This is a genomic window from Micromonospora hortensis, from assembly GCF_022230935.1.
Taxonomy (GTDB): domain Bacteria; phylum Actinomycetota; class Actinomycetes; order Mycobacteriales; family Micromonosporaceae; genus Micromonospora; species Micromonospora hortensis.
The window spans coordinates 240,227-255,075 of sequence record NZ_JAKKFE010000033.1 but is presented as its reverse complement, the minus strand read 5'-3'; the positions used below and the strand labels follow the sequence as shown (position 1 = coordinate 255,075).

At 70.3% G+C, this 14,849-nt stretch carries 13 protein-coding genes; 4 read left to right on the top strand and 9 right to left on the bottom strand.

From position 1 onward, the window contains the following. Positions 1-22: 22 nt before the first annotated feature. Both NIE111_RS23310 and NIE111_RS23305 read right to left on the bottom strand, forming a co-directional pair. On the bottom strand, positions 23-2,656 hold the full coding sequence (locus tag NIE111_RS23310; protein WP_238686403.1) for a hypothetical protein: 2,634 nt from the start codon (positions 2,654-2,656) through the stop codon (positions 23-25). A gap of 114 nt (positions 2,657-2,770) precedes the next feature. After that, a complete protein-coding gene (locus NIE111_RS23305; protein WP_238686402.1) occupies positions 2,771-3,529 on the bottom strand; it encodes a hypothetical protein in 759 nt (252 codons plus the stop codon). Between the two features lie 341 nt (positions 3,530-3,870). Here NIE111_RS23305 and argS point away from each other — a divergent pair, with 341 nt between their 5' ends. Next, on the top strand, positions 3,871-5,589 hold the full coding sequence (gene argS / locus NIE111_RS23300; RefSeq protein ID WP_238686610.1) for an arginine--tRNA ligase: 1,719 nt from the start codon (positions 3,871-3,873) through the stop codon (positions 5,587-5,589). A 20-nt stretch (positions 5,590-5,609) separates the two neighbouring features. Here argS and NIE111_RS23295 read toward each other — a convergent pair whose 3' ends face one another. From NIE111_RS23295 to NIE111_RS23285, 3 genes are all read right to left on the bottom strand, one after another. Beyond that, complete coding sequence (locus NIE111_RS23295; protein ID WP_238686609.1) at positions 5,610-5,951, bottom strand: ArsR/SmtB family transcription factor; 342 nt, start codon at positions 5,949-5,951, stop codon at positions 5,610-5,612. A gap of 190 nt (positions 5,952-6,141) precedes the next feature. Next, a complete protein-coding gene (locus NIE111_RS23290) occupies positions 6,142-7,335 on the bottom strand; it encodes an endo-1,4-beta-xylanase (protein ID WP_238686401.1) in 1,194 nt (397 codons plus the stop codon). A 323-nt stretch (positions 7,336-7,658) separates the two neighbouring features. Further along, positions 7,659-8,489 carry a PIG-L family deacetylase gene (locus tag NIE111_RS23285; protein ID WP_238686400.1) on the bottom strand — a complete coding sequence of 277 codons (831 nt, stop codon included), beginning with the start codon at positions 8,487-8,489 and terminating at the stop codon, positions 7,659-7,661. A 189-nt stretch (positions 8,490-8,678) separates the two neighbouring features. Between NIE111_RS23285 and NIE111_RS23280 the strand changes: the two genes are divergently transcribed. Further along, positions 8,679-9,584: an alpha/beta fold hydrolase gene (locus tag NIE111_RS23280; protein ID WP_238686399.1), complete on the top strand. Its 906-nt coding sequence runs from the start codon at positions 8,679-8,681 to the stop codon at positions 9,582-9,584. A gap of 17 nt (positions 9,585-9,601) precedes the next feature. Here the strand turns inward: NIE111_RS23280 and prfH are convergent, their stop codons facing one another. Beyond that, the gene (gene prfH / locus NIE111_RS23275) at positions 9,602-10,219 is read right to left on the bottom strand and encodes a peptide chain release factor H (RefSeq protein WP_238686398.1); all 618 of its coding nucleotides are present in this window, start codon (positions 10,217-10,219) and stop codon (positions 9,602-9,604) included. Beyond that, positions 10,216-11,403 carry an RNA ligase RtcB family protein gene (locus NIE111_RS23270; RefSeq protein WP_238686397.1) on the bottom strand — a complete coding sequence of 396 codons (1,188 nt, stop codon included), beginning with the start codon at positions 11,401-11,403 and terminating at the stop codon, positions 10,216-10,218. Before NIE111_RS23270 ends, prfH begins: the two co-directional genes overlap by 4 nt. A gap of 172 nt (positions 11,404-11,575) precedes the next feature. Here NIE111_RS23270 and NIE111_RS23265 point away from each other — a divergent pair, with 172 nt between their 5' ends. After that, positions 11,576-12,106 (top strand): P-loop NTPase family protein, encoded by a 531-nt coding sequence (locus tag NIE111_RS23265; protein WP_238686396.1) that lies wholly within the window; start codon positions 11,576-11,578, stop codon positions 12,104-12,106. Between the two features lie 37 nt (positions 12,107-12,143). Continuing rightward, positions 12,144-12,590 (top strand): YybH family protein, encoded by a 447-nt coding sequence (locus tag NIE111_RS23260; RefSeq protein ID WP_238686395.1) that lies wholly within the window; start codon positions 12,144-12,146, stop codon positions 12,588-12,590. Between the two features lie 96 nt (positions 12,591-12,686). On the opposite strand, the gene NIE111_RS23255 is transcribed toward NIE111_RS23260, so the two are convergent. Together NIE111_RS23255 and NIE111_RS23250 are read right to left on the bottom strand one after the other, a co-directional pair. Continuing rightward, complete coding sequence (locus NIE111_RS23255) at positions 12,687-13,838, bottom strand: ice-binding family protein (RefSeq protein WP_238686394.1); 1,152 nt, start codon at positions 13,836-13,838, stop codon at positions 12,687-12,689. Between the two features lie 240 nt (positions 13,839-14,078). Then, positions 14,079-14,732 (bottom strand): class I SAM-dependent methyltransferase, encoded by a 654-nt coding sequence (locus NIE111_RS23250; RefSeq protein WP_238686393.1) that lies wholly within the window; start codon positions 14,730-14,732, stop codon positions 14,079-14,081. Positions 14,733-14,849: the final 117 nt, after the last annotated feature.

Sequence of the window (14,849 nt, the reverse complement as noted above, 5' to 3'; positions counted from 1 at the left end):
GACGGATGATGACGGGTTGGCGTTACCTGTGACGTGCGGCGTACGCCGCGAAGTGATCGGCCCAGCGGCGGGTGACGACCTCGGCGGGCTCGAGCCACTGGGTTGGTTGAGCGGGCAGTGGAAGGCCGACCGACTCCAGGAAGCACTCGACCGGGATCATCGAACGGGTTCGCGACGTCAGCCGGCTGAGCTCGTCTCGTAGTCGCTCCAGGCGGTCGCGGTCGCCGACGATCAGTGCGGTACAGGATTCGGCAAGTCCGTAGCGGTACCCGATGTCGCCCATCGACGCCTCGTCCAGGATTCGTAGCCGGTCGATGGTCGGCGCGATGTCCGTCGGGGCAGAGTGTCCCAGCAGGACAGTGGTCAGCAACGCCGAGCGGGTCGCTACCAGGTGCCCGGACAGGTCGGCCTGCTCGGCGAAGTCGAGCATCTCGTCGGCGCTCACATCGCCGCGGAAGAACGCCCGCCGCATCAGCAGTGTGCCGACCTCTTCCAGGTACTCCCGCTGGCGACCGGCGTCGCGCAGCTTCGCCATCTTGTCGGGGACCTCGGCGAAGTAGCGCTCCGGCCGGCCATGGGCGTACTCCGCCACCCTCGTGATGAGGCTCCGCACCGGGAGCCCCTGTGCGGCCTGGTCGGCATCTGTGAAACGTCGCGCCAGGCTCAGCACCTGTGGACGCTGCCCGAGGTGCAGTGGCGTGGGCTTACGTGCGACCAGCTCGTCGAAGACGGCGAGCGCCTCGTCCCAACGCTGGTGCAGCCGCAGGGTGTAGCCCAGATGCCGGCCCGCGGGCGTCCAGAGCGGGTGATCGGAGTCGAAGATCTCGCGGAGCAGACTGAGCCGCTCGTCCACGGGCGTCTCGATGGACTTGGCCGCGATGAAGTTCAGGACCAGGCGGCCGTACCCGGTGCGGCTCGCGGCCGGCACCCGGGACCGTAGGCCCTGCACCGAAGGACTGAACACGATCGCGCGTGACAACCAGTCCGCGTAGTTCTCGCTCGGAGCTGGCTCCAGCGTCGTGCCCTGCTCGCACACCAGCACGACCGCGACACCGATCAGGTCCAGGACCTCGCGATTGTCTTCACGATCCTTGGCGTCGTCATGCAGACGTCGGACCGCCGCTGCGGCCCGGCCGGCGGCCAGTTCCCAGTCGCGCTCGGCCCAGCCGCCGGAGATCTGGTGGTCGGACCGGCGGATCGCCTCCCGGACGGCGTCGTGAATCCGGTACGGGAAGCGGTCGCCGTGGTGGTGGTCGATCATCGGACGCCGAACGGCCCGCTCGGCGCACCCGTGGTCGACGTCCGCCGCGGCCGCCATCAGGTGCGTGTCGAAGACCCGGAACAGGCACGCGGCCCGGATGGCCCGTTGCTCGTCGGCCGGAACGTCGTCGAGGATGCGCATCACCAGCGAACCGAGGGAGCCCGTGACGTCCTGGGCCTTCACCTGGCGTCCAACCCCGGCATCCTTGATCGAGATGGCGACCTGCCGGGCCAGTTCCAGATACTGCGGCAGCCCCGCCGACGATCGGACGAGGTGCTCGACGACGTCGTCGCTCATCGGCAGGTCGAGTCGGGTACGTCCGCGCAGGATCAGCGCCCGGGTGTCCGAGGGGGAGAGGTTGCCCACGAGATGCTGCCGGGGATTGTCCGAGGCTCCCGGCACGAGCCCCGGCCAGGTCCAGGCACCGCGGTGCGGAAGGTCGACGCGGCTCTCGTCGTACCAGTCCAGCAGATCGCGCCCGGTCAGCACGAACAACACGTTCGGCATGCAGTGGATCAGCCGGTTGAGGTGCCCCTCCGAGACCCGTCGCGGGTCCAGGGCGAGCCGCTCGGTCGTGTCGACGAACACCGCCACCAGGGGCGACGGAACGATCTGGGCCAGCTCCCACGACAGAGCCGCGGCGAGTTCGCAGGCCAGGGCCGGTCGAGGCTCGGTGGGGCTCGGCTCGTCGGCGCAGCGGAGCAGGAAATCCTCGAAGCCCGGGAACCCGTCGACGGCGAGCCGCAGATCACGTCGGCGCCGAAGTACGCCGACGACCTTCCGGACACCACGCACTCCGAGCGAGGCGGCCGTGCCACCGGCGAGGTCCGCCAGCGAGCCGAGGTCTTTGAGCACCTCGCCCGCCGTCTCCGCCACGGAGTTCTCCAGCTCGTCCCGCCCCCGGAAGCGTGGCAGCGGCTCACCGGGACGGAGGGCCGACCAGTAGGCGGTGAACGCCAGGTCGAAGACCGGCCAGCGGCGGCGGATGCCGGCCGCACCGGCCCTCAACGCGAGCAGTGCGGCCGGAAGGTCCATTCGACCGGCAGAGCCATGCAGGTCGATGCGGGCCGTCGCGTCGACGGTGGTGGCCGGAGGTGGACCCCAGCCGTTGACGAGCGGGAGATCGTGACGGACCCAGGCCTCCAACCGTTCCGAGAGAGCGGTCTTGCCGATGCCGCCCAGGCCGTAGAAGGTCAGTACGTTGTGGCGGGCGACCCCGACCTCGTCGTCGCTGTCGAGCAGCTGGCGAAAACGGGTCAGTGTCGACTTGAACGCCTGGGACTCGCTCTCCCGGTCGGTGAACAGCTCGCCGGCGTGCGGTGGACCGTCGCGGTGCTCGCCACTGCCCGGGGGAGAAACCTTCATCAGCCGCCACATCCAGGTCGTCGACGTCACTGTGGACCGAGATCCTCTAGTCTCCGGGCGCGAGCGCGGCTCGGGTCCAGGTGTCCATGATCCGACGAAGAACAGGACCGGTCGGTGGAAGCCGTTGTGGCGGCGGCCTCGGGGCTACCGCTGCCAGGCGTCGATGGTGCCTACGCCGTCGCGGACGACCCGGTCCAGGATGGCGGGGTTGCCGCTGGTGCCCTCCCACCCCTGGTCGTCGAAGACGGTCACCGCGCTGTCGACGCGGGCCACAGCGATCTGGCTGGACGCGGTGCCGCCGGTGCGTTCGCCGTTCAGGCTCGTCTCGGGCCACGTCCGGGTCAGCAGCAACGCCTCGTCGCCGACCCCGGGCAGCGCCTTGCTCTTGACGGTGACGCGGCTTCCGGACTGGTCGTACGAGGGGCACGCCTGTAGGGCGGTGCGGAGCCGGCTCAGGTAACCCGCGGCGCCGTCGCCGTCGAAGGTGAAGATGGTCTGGTGGATCATCCCCTGCGGCACGTTGCTGGAGGGCTCGCCGGCCTTCTGGTAGGTGACTGTCATGGCAGCGCTCGCGGTGACCTGCCGGCCGCCGGTGCCGAACTCGTTGCCGCAGAGCTTCGGCAGGGCCTCCTCGACGGGTGTCGTCCGTCGCGGAGACTTGCGCAGCTCGGCGGGCAGCTCGACGAAGGCCGAGGTCGGGATGGTTACCCGGGTGCTCGCGCTCGGCGATGGCGGGTCTGTCGGGGGCGCTGACGCCGACGCGGTGACCGGTGCGGTGGCCGCCGGGGCCGAACCGGGCGAATCCTCGGTGGCGGTGCAGGCAGCGGTCAGTGCGACGGTGCCGAGCAGCGCTAGCGCGCGTCGCGTACGGGCCATCGACAGTGGTGTGTATCGGCTCATCATCACCCCTCGTTTGTCCCGAGGACGTTCCCTGCCCCGAGTCGACCGAAACGACAAGGGGCCCCTCGGGCATCGGCGGGACCGCGGAATTGGGGTGTCGTCGCCTCGGCCGGGCCGCTAGGCTGCCCCGCATGACCAGCGTGATCGCTCAGTGCACCGGACTGTCGTGTGACGTCCAGGTCGGTGCGGGGCGACGCCGGCGATCCGTCGCCCGCCCGCGCTGACCTGTTTCCTGCGACCGGCGGATCGAGCCGCCGGTTGTTCGCTGGTCGTCCTCGGTCCGCCCGTATCTCCCCGTCAACGGCTCACGTGGCAGCGTGGGTCCGAGCGAGATCGGCGTACTCATGGATCTTGAAAAGTTGTTGTCCGACCGGCTGGCACCGGCGTTCGCGGCGGTGGCCGGCGGCCCGGTCGACCCGCTCGTGCGGCGGTCCCCGCGCGCGGACTTCCAGTCCGACGCGGCGCTGGCGCTGGCCCGGCGGCTCGGCCGCCCGCCGCGCGACATCGCCGCCGCGGTGCTGGCGCACGCGGTGCTCGATGACGTCGGCGTGTCGGCGGAGGTCTCCGGGCCGGGCTTCCTCAACCTGACGGTTACCGACCAGGCCCTGGCCGACCTGGTCGCCGGGCTGGCCGGTGACGCCCGGCTCGGCGTGCCGCCGACCGCGACGCCGCAGACAGTGGTGGTCGACTACTCGGCGCCCAACGTGGCCAAGGAGATGCACGTCGGGCACCTCCGCTCCACGGTCATCGGTGATGCTGCGGTCCGGCTACTGGAGTGGCTCGGACACCGGGTGGTGCGGGTCAACCACCTGGGTGACTGGGGGACACCGTTCGGCATGCTGATCGAACACCTGATCGACCTCGGTGAGGCCGAAGCCGCGCAGAACCTGTCGATGGGGGACCTGGATACCTTCTACCGGGCGGCCCGGGTGGCGTTCGACGCCGACGAGGCGTTCCAGGAACGGTCGCGGCTGCGGGTGGTCGCGTTGCAGGGCGGTGACGAGCGGACCCGCCGGTTGTGGCGGCTGCTGGTGACGCAGTCAGAGCGGTACTTCCTGACCGTGTACGACCTGCTCGACGTGACGTTGTCCGCTGCCGACTTTCGGGGCGAGAGCGCCTACAACAATCTGCTCGCGGGCGTCGTCGACGACCTGGACCGGTTGGGGCTGCTGCTGCCCAGCGGCGGGGCCGAGTGCGTCTTTCCGCCCGGGTTCACCGGCCGCGACGGCGAGCCGCTGCCGCTGATCGTGCGCAAGAGCGACGGTGGGTACGGCTACCCGGCCACCGACCTGGCCGCGCTGCGGCAGCGCGTCGGCGAGTTGGGCGCCACCCGGCTGCTGTACGTCGTCGGCCTACCGCAGCGGCAGCACTTCGCGATGGTGTTCGCCGTCGCCGAGGCGGCCGGCTGGCTCTGCCCGCCGGCACGGGCCGAGCACCTCGGCTTCGGGTCCATCCTCGGCGCCGACGGGCGGATGCTGCGCAGCCGGGCCGGTGAGTCGGTGAAGCTGGTCGGGCTGTTGGAGGAGGCGGTCGCCCGCGCCACCGACCTGGCCCGGAGCAGGAACCCGGATCTGGACGCCGGGACCGCCGAGGAGATCGGCCGCGCGGTGGGCATCGGCGCCATCAAGTACGCCGACCTGTCCGTCGACCGGACCAAGGACTACGTCCTGGACTGGGAGCGGATGCTGGCGCTGGACGGCAACACCGCGCCCTACCTCCAGTACGCGTACGCCCGGATCCGGTCCGTGCTGCGGCGGGCCGGGACCGCCGTGCGGCCGGACGTCCCCATCGTCGTCGCGCAGCCGGCGGAGCGGGCGCTCGCGGTCGAGCTGCTCGGCTTCGCGGCGGTGGTCGGCGAGCTGGAGCAGAGTTTCGAGTTCCATCAGCTCGCCGGTTACCTGCACCGACTCGCGACAGCGTTCAACGCGTTCTACGAGCGCTGCCCGGTGTTACGTGCCACGGATGAGCTGCGGGAGAGTCGGCTGCTGCTGGCCGAGTTGACCGCCCGGACCCTGCGGCAGGGGCTGCGCCTGCTGGGCATCCGCACAGTGGAGCGGATGTGACGAGCCGCCCTCCGGCCCGGTCAGCGGGCCCTCTTCGTCGCCCGCTTCCTGGGCGGCGTCAACAGGTCGGCGATCTGCGCGATCGCGGAGGGCACCAGGCGGTAGTACGCCCAGACCCCGCGCTTGTCGCGTTCGAGGAGGCCGGCCTCGGTGAGGATCCGAAGGTGATGACTCACCGTCGGCTGGGAGAGGTTGAGCGCCGCGGTGAGGTCACTCACTGACGCCTCACCTTCCGGCGCGGACTGGATCAGGCTGAGCAACCGGAGTCGCGCCGGATCGGCGAAGGCCTTCAGCACCCCCGCTAGCCGTTCGGCATCGGCCCGCTTGATGGGATCGCCGGTGAGCGGCGAGATCGCAGGCATGGCAGTTTTCGCAGTTCCCACGCCTGCCATAGTGACACCAACACCATCAATAAACCGGCAGATCCGGCACCAGCCCTCCGATGGCGTCCGGATGGCGACAGCGGAACCACCGAACGTGAGTCGAACGTCGACATCCGTGGTGGCACACGGGCCGTGTGGAGCTTCGGGAAGCTCCACACGGCCCTGGGCGTCAGCGGCGGGGTCTGGGTGCGATGCGCGGCAGGACGTACGGCGGCCCTGCGAAGATCAGGTCGGACTTCAACTCCTGGTACGCCCGCTTGGGCTGGTAGTTCTCGTCGTAGATGGTGGCCAGGCCCTCCGGCGGGTCGTCGAACCAGCCCGGCACCCACGAATGGTTGTCACTGAAGCCCCAGACGGTGTACGACAGGCAGCTCCGCACGGCGAGGCACGCCTTCATCAGCACGCTGAAGTTCGCGGCCGACGCCTGGAGCCGAGGGTTGATCTCCTCCGCGTTGCCCGCCTGGACGCCCTCGGTCAGCTGGCTGCGGACGTCGACCTCGGTGAACGCTGTCGCGACGCCGAGCCCGCTGAACTTCTTCAGCGCGGCGGTCACCTGGAGGGTGTCGAAGTTGCCGTACTGGGTGCCCAGGTGCCCCTGGGAGCCGACGCCGTCGATCGGGACGCCCTGGGCGCGCAGGCTCTTGGTCATGTCGTACACGAACTGGGTCTTGTCGTCCGCCGGGTTGCCCGAGCCGAACGCCTCGATGTTGTAGTCGTTGTAGAACAGCAGGGCCTTGGGGTCGGCGGCCCGCGCCCAGCGGAACGCGTCGGCGATGTAGCCGGGACCGAGGTTCTGCGCCCAGAAGCCCTTGTAGTGCAGGGTCGACGGGGTGTCCCACGGGTCGCTGACCGCCTCGTTGACCACGTCCCACTGCCAGATCTTGCCCTTGTAGCGGTTGACGACAGTGGTGATGTGGTTGCGGAGCAGCTCGCGCAACTCCTGCTTGCTGATGGAGCCGTCGGCGACGCCGCTGGTCAACCAGGCGGGCAGCTGGTTGTGCCAGACCAGCACGTGACCGCGCACGCTCTGCCGGTTGCGCTTGGCGAAGTCGACGAACTCGTCGGCCGGCGCCCAGTTGTAGGTGCCGCGGGTTGGCTCCAGGCTCTCCCACTTCATCACGTTCTCGGCGGTGACCGAGGCGAACTCGGAGGAGGCCAGCTTGCGGTACTGCGGGTCGCTGGCGTCGTTGAGGGCAGCCATGTCGACCGCGGTGCCGACGTGTAGGCCGTGGCGCAGGCCGAGGGTGCCGAGGCTCTGCGTCGTGGGGTCGTACGGTCGACTCGCGGTCGCCGGCACCGTGTTCAGCGTGGCGATGGTCGCGACGGCGACCAGGCCGACGGACGACCACTGTCTTAACTTCATGTGCCTTCCCTTCCAGACGATCAATAGATAGATGTCGATCTAGGAGGTGAGGGTCCGGTGGTGGTCGGGGGAAACGCAAACTGATGGGGGACTCCGGTAGTTCCGGCCGGAAACCGGAAACTTGCTCGAAACGTTAAGCCGATCTATGTCTGGGCGTCAACGCTGAAAACTTCCGGAAATTCATCACATGACCTGCCCAGCGTTGAAGGGCTGGCGGTCGAAACTTTCGGCGGCCGGTTCGCGTGGTGAGGTCACGGCGGCGCACAGCGCAGGCATCGTCGACCCGGTGGCCGACGATGCCTGGTGGCGTTACGGAAGAGCGATCAGCGCAGACCGGCGAAGAGGTCGTCCTCGGGGGTCGGCGCGCCCGTCCGGTCCCGGACCCGTACGAAGGTCTCCACGCCCATCAGCTCGGTGAACCGCTCCTGGCCCAGTTGCAGGAAGAAGATGTTCTCGGTCTGACTGGCGTGCGTGGCCAGCGCGTCGAACTTCTGCGCGCCGTACTTGCTCGTGTCGACCCAGGTGGTGATCTCGTCGTCGGGCAGGCCGAGCTGCGGGCCCGGCTCCGCCGCCGCGTCCGGATCGGCCCACTCGACGCCGAGCTCCTTCATGATCCGGCCGAACTCCGCGAACGCCGTAAGCGGCACAGTGGTCCAGTAGACCTTCGCCGGGACGTCCGTCTGCTCGACGGCGGCCATGGTGATCCGATGGGCCTGGATGTGGTCCGGGTGGCCGTAGAAACCGTTCTCGTCGTACGTGACGATCACATCCGGCTGGTACCGCCGGATCAGCTCGGCGAGTCGGGCCGCCGCCTCCGCCACCGGTGTCGTCCAGAACGCGCCGGGCAGGTCGTTGGTGGGCCAACCCATCATCCCGGAGTCGGCGTAGCCGAGGGTCTCCAGGTGAGTGACGTTCAGCGTGGCGCAGCTGGCCTCCAGCTCGGCCTGGCGCATCGCCACCACAGCGGCCGGGTCGTGCCCCTCCTCGCCCGGCTTGACCCCACCCGGGCCGTCCCCACAGCGCCCGTCGGTGCAGGTCACGAGCACTGTGGTGACCCCCTCGGCGGCATAGCGGGCAAGCACGCCACCGGTGCTCGTCGCCTCGTCGTCGGGGTGGGCGTGCACCGCCATCAGGGTCAGAGGTCGCTCAGCCATGCCATCACCCTACGGTCATCCGGTTACGACCCCACGACCTCCACCGGGAACGTCGCAGGACGTGGTCATCCTAGCCAGTTCGGCATCCGTCGAGCGGTCCTTGTGTGAACGGTGCTCAGGCTCCCGGTGGGTCGTTAGATTCGGGCGTGATCGGCACATCCGAGCAGGTCCGAACGCGGGGAGAAGTCGATGGCAAGGGCTGCTGGCGGGTTCACCGACCTGCGACAGGTCGAGGCCGGAGTGCTGAACGTCGGCTACGTGGACGCCGGGCCGCCCGACGGGGACGCGGTGATCCTCCTGCACGGGTGGCCGTACGACATCCACAGCTTCGCCGACGTCGTACCGCTGCTCACCGCCGCCGGTCACCGGGTCGTCGTCCCGTACCTGCGGGGCTATGGCACGACCCGGTTCCTCTCCGACGACGCCATGCGGAACGGCGAACCGGCGGCCATGGGGCTCGACCTCATCGCCCTGATGGACGCCCTGAACATCGACACCGCGAAACTCGCCGGGTTCGACTGGGGCGCGCGGACCGCCGATGTCGTCGCCGCGCTGTGGCCCGATCGCTGCCGGGGACTGGTCTCGGTCAGCGGTTACCTGATCGACGGGCAGAAGTCGGGCACGGTCCCGCTGCCGCCGAAGGCGGAGTTCGCGTGGTGGTACCAGTACTACTTCGCCACCGAGCGCGGTCGGGAAGGGTACGACAAGAACCGGCGCGACTTCGCCAAGCTGATCTGGCACACCGCGTCGCCCAGATGGACGTTCGACGACGCGACGTTCGACCGCAGCGCGGTGGCGTTCGACAACCCCGACCACGTCGACATCGTCATCCACAACTACCGCTGGCGGCTGGCCCTCGCCGACGGCGAGCCGCAGTACGCGGAGATCGAGGAGCGCCTGGCCGCGAAGCCGACGATCACGGTGCCGAGCATCTCGCTGGAGGGCGACGCCAACGGTGCGCCGCACCTGGAGCCCAGCGTCTACGGCAAACAGTTCGCCGGCCCGTACGAGCACCGGACCGTCGGGGGCGGTGTCGGACACAACCTGCCGCAGGAGGCGCCGCAGGCATTCGCGGACGCGGTGCTGGAAGTCTGAGTCGCTGGGCCTCCCGGTCACCGGGGCGTCGGACGTTCCACCCGCACCGGATCGCCACGAACCAGCCCGTCGTGGATGCGCCACCGGGCGGTGGTGACGGCCCGCCGCGCCGCCTCGTCGCCCCGCTCGATGCGTTGGCGCAGCAGGTCCAGGGCGATCCGACGGTTGAGGCTGAACTGCCGCTCCTCGTCCACCACGACCACCAGGCCCGAGGGGCGGTGCGTCGCGCGTACCGCAGTGCTGGCCTTGTTCCGGTGTTGACCACCCGGCCCGCCGGTGCGGCAGGCGACGATGTCGACGTCCACCTCGCGGAAGGTCGTCGGCCGAGCGTCACGCTCGGGCGGCTGGGCGGTGACGTACCAGTTCTTCCGACCGACGCCCGACCGGTACGGGCTCGGGGCCTGCCAGCACAGCGTCCCGGTCCACGAGGCCGCGAACGCCTCGGCGTCGACGCCGGAGATCCGGATCAGCACCGACCGGTAGGTGCCGGCGGGGTCACCGGGGACCGCCTCGACCTGCTGGACCGTCAGACCTCGGCGGACGCCCTCGTCGCGCAGCCGGTGCAGCAGTTGGCTCAGTGCCCAGGCGCACTCCTGCGGCCCACGCCCGGCCGACAACAGCAGGAACGTGGTCATGAGCGGCCTCGCCGGCCGCGGTGGCCCCGCCGCTGCGGGCGTGCGGCGGACCCGAGGTCGGGCGTCTTGTAGGTGACCACCGGCGTCGTGCTGACCACCGGTGTGGCCAGCCGGTGTTCGACCAGGTCGGCGATCACCTGCTCGATGCGCTTGTACGCCGTGGGTGCCTCCTCGAAGAGCAGTTGCCGGTCACCACACACCACCAGCGAACCCACCGGGGTACGGCGTAGCTCCTCGACCGTGTGCTTGGCCCGGCCCCGCCGCAGGGCGTCGGCGCGCGACATCTTGCGGCCAGCGCCGTGGGCCACCGAATGGTTGGCCTCCGGCCCGGCGTGCGCGGCCACCAGGTAGGACGCCGTTCCCCGGGTGCCGGCGATCAGGACATCGCGCCCGTCGCCCGGCGCCGCGCCCTTGCGGTGCAGGTAGACCCCGTCTCGGACCTCGACCAGGTTGTGACACTGGTCGACGATCGGCGCGGTGGGCTCGGCCCCCAACGCGTGCGCCACCCGGGTGGCCAGCACCCGGCGGTTGAGCGAGCCCCAACGCACCGCCTCGTCGTGCATTTCGAGGTAGGCGGCGGGGTCGGGCGCCGCTCCGGCACCGTGGACCTCGGTGTGTGCCCGCAGAATCCGCTCGCCCAGACCACGGGAACCGCTGTGCACGATGAGCACGAGATCGCCCGCGTCGAGCCCGAGCCGGCCCGCGTGCCGTACGTCGAAGACGGTGTCGACGCGGGCCAGCTCCACGAAGTGGTTGCCCCGGCCCACCGTCCCGAGACCGTCGAGGTGGCCGGCCGGAACGTCACGGTCGACAGCGGCCCAGGCGGGGTCGTCGGCGTCGCGTACCGGGTCGAGCGCCTGGTCGAGGTCGGGGAACCGCGCGGCGAGCCGTTCCGGTACGGCCCGCTTGAGCGTGATCGGAAACACGGCGATGCCGCAGCCGATGTCGGAGCCCACCAGGAACGGGTACAGCACTGTCGACGCCATGGCCGCGCCGATGGGCGCACCCTTTCCGGGGTGCAGGTCCGGCATCGCGGCGACGTGCCGCATGCCGTCCAGGGCGGCGACCTGTTGGCACTGTGCGAGCGCATCGGACTCGATCCAGCTCGCGGGAGAGGCGAACACCGTGACGGTGGCCGGGGCGGACGGAGGCAGGGGCTCCCGAGGGAGATGGTGCTGGGACAAGGAGGCTCGTCTCTGGCTGCGAACGTGAAAGCGGACGGCGTCACGGCCCCCGGGAGGCATCACCGGTGGCGCGGAGCAGGGGGTGGAGTCCGTCAGTACGTCATGGACGTCACTCTGGCCGAGGCGCGCCGGGCACGACAACCGATTTTTCTTCACGACGTACGCTGCCGCGATGAGCGCACCGCGTCGCATCCTGGTCTACGGGGTGTACGGCTCCGGCAAGTCCACCCTCGCGGCGCGGTTGGCCGACCACCTCGGACTGCCCTGGTATCCGGTGGACGACCTGCTCTGGCAACCGGGCTGGGTCGAGGTGCCGGTCGCCCAGCAACGCGCCCGGATCGAGGAGGTCTGCCGACGGGACCGCTGGATCATCGACGGGGCGTACCACGGCTGGCGGGACGTCCCGATGGCCCGCGCCGATCTGGTCGTCGGCCTGGACTATCCACGATGGTTGTCGTTCGGACGGTTGCTCCGCCGTACCGTCCGCCGGGTGGCCACCGGCGAGGTGATCTGCAACGGCAACCGCGAGTCGCTGAGCAGTGTGCTGTCCTCGGACTCGATTCTGGTGTGGCACGTCGCCGCCTTCGGCCGGGCCCGACGGCGGATGCGGGCCTGGCAGGCCGACCCGTCCGCGCCGCCAGTGGTGTTACTGCGCTCCCCAGCGGAGCTGGACGTCTGGCTGGCCGGGCTGCCCCGCCGGTGAGGTCACGCGGACACTCGCCGAACTGAGAGGACCGAGGATGAAGTCGACGGAGACACCGGTACGCGACGAGATCATCGCCTTCCTGCACGCCTACGCGAGGGCCGTCGAGACCGGCGACAGCGCCACCGTTGCCGCGAGCTACGCCGAGACGTACATCGAGGGCGACCCGGGCGGGGCGGCGGCCGTCACCAACGACGCCGGGTACCGGGCCGCTCTCGACGAACGCCACGCGGCGATGACCGAGCAGTTTGGTCTGACCGGAGCGCAGGTGGCGGTTCTGGACGTTCTCGATCTCGCACCGGGGTACGTCCTCGTGCCGACCAGGTGGACGTTGGACTTCGCGCCGCCCCGGGGCACGGCCGGCAGCGCGCAGTTCGCGCAGACCTACGTGGTACGCCTCGGCGACCCCCGGCCCCAGATTCTGCTCTACCTGTCCCACGAGCGGGAGGACGAAGCCATGCGCGGGTTGGGGCTTGTGGACTGACCGTCCATGGCGAGCGCGTCGTCGGCCCGCTCCCGGTGGGGAGCGGGCCGACGACGTGACCTGGCCCGGCCGGGATCACACCGGCCGGGCCACCGATCAGGACTCCAGGCGTCGACGCCGGGCCAGGAAGAACGCGACAGCGCCCAGCACGACCATCACACTTCCGACGCCGGTCATGGCCGGGATCGCACCGCTGCCGGTGACAGGCAGGATGGGGTGCTTGCCGCCGCCACCAGGTCGACCGGGAGGTCCGGGGGGTCCGGACGGACCGGGCGCTCCGGGGCTACCGGGCGCTCCGGGGCTACCGGGCGCTCCGGGGCTACCGGGCGCGCCAGGGGCTCCCGGCGCTCCCGGCGCTCCCGGGCTTCCGGGCGCTCCCGGGCTTCCGGGCGCTCCGGGGCTGCCGGGTGCTCCGGGGCTGCCGGGTGCTCCGGGGCTGCCGGGTGCGCCGGGGCTACCGGGCGGACCGGTGGGCCCGGGTGGGCCGGTCGGTCCGGGCGGGCCCGTCGGCCCGGCGCAGATCGGTGCGGTGATGGTGTTGGTCTGCAGGGTGACGGCCTCGGTGCGCGCCAACGCCCGGCCCTGGAGGGTCGCTCCCGTGGCCATCGTGATCGCGGCCTGGGCCATGATGGTGCCCACGAAGGTGGTGCCGGTGCCGATCGTCGCCGAGCTGCCGATCTTCCAGAACACGTTGCAGGCCGATGCCCCGTTGATCAGGACGACGCTGCTGTTCGACGCCGTCGTCAGCGAGGAGTCGATCTGGAAGATGAACACGGCCGACGGGTCGCCCTGGCCGTTGAGCGTCAACGGTCCGGTCAGTTGGGCGGCCCCGATCCGGTAGACCCCTTCGTTGAGCGTGTTGCCCCCCAGCTCGGCCGGGAGGTTGGTGAACGGGGTCCGGCCGGCGGCGTCGTTGAAGGCGATGGTCAGGTCGCTCTGAGCTTGGAGCGCGACAGCGTCGCCGAGGTGGATCTCGCCGCCGATGGTTGCCGTTTCGAAGCCGGACGAGGTGTTTCCGGGGAACCGCCCGAGGCTCTGGGCCAGGAAGCTGGGGCCGGTGTTGGTGGGCTCCGCTCCGGCCAGGACGGAGAAGTCGGCCGCCGTCCCCAGGTTAACCGGCGCTTCCTGCGCGTTGGCGGCGGTCGAGCTGAAGAGCAGCAGGCTGGCTGCCACAGTGGCGGCTGCGCCAGCCGCGAGCGACGGCAGGACAACTCGCCGCCGTAGCCAATTCTTGGGTTTAGCTGTCACAGAACACCCTCCGTGGGTACTACTCGCAGGAGACGGCCAGCGAGTGGCGTCCTGCGTGATACGGCCTGTATGGCGCCGATAAGCGCGCTGACCACCACATCACGCCAGGTGTTCGAATGAGAACAAAACGGGACAATAGCCAGGTTGCAACTATCTGAATTGGATCGACCTTCGCGTTCGTGTTTCGCCGCTTCCACGGATGGCGGGTGGGCGCGGCGAAGCGGTCGAGCCGATCTCGACCTATTGCCGGACCGTCGGGACCGGCCTGACCGCGCGGCCGAGGACGCAGGGGGAGGAGGGGCTGTTGCTGGTGACCGGAAAACGGAACCTGCGCAGCTCCTCGACCTCGAAGCCGGCCGCGGCGATGGCCGCGACGGTGTCGCGATTGGTGTGGCAGCCGGCGAACAGCTTCGGCCACAGTGTGGCGTCGAGGAGGCGTTGAGCGCGGTGCAGACCGCTGGCCTCCTCGGCGGCCACGTGCTCGAAGAACCGCACCTCGCCTCCGGGGCGCAGCACCCGGCTGATCTCGGCCAACGCGCTCGCCTGATCGGGCACTGTGCACAACACCAACGCGACCACCGCCGCGTCGAACTCGCCGTCCCCGGCGGGCAGCGCCTCGGCCAGACCGTCGACGACAGCGACCGGAACCGGCGCGGCCGACGCGGCGCGCTCGGCGGCGGCCCGCAGACGCCGCTCCGGTTCGACAGCGAGGACCTCTGTCACCCCCGGCGGGTAGTGGGCGAACATCCGTCCGTTGCCCGCGCCGATCTCGATCACCCGGCCGGAGAGGCCGGCGACCAGGTCCCGCCGGAACGCCGCCGTGCCGGCACGGTCCATAGCGACGCTGAGCCGCTCGTAGACCCGAGCGAACACCGGGTGGGACACCGTGGCCACGTCGACCTCCTGATCTCCGTCGAACTGTTCTCCCGATTGTCCTGCATCCGCGCACGCTTTCCGTCTTACTGGTTGGCAGCACGACTCAACCCAGTGCAGACAGGACGTGGTGCGACC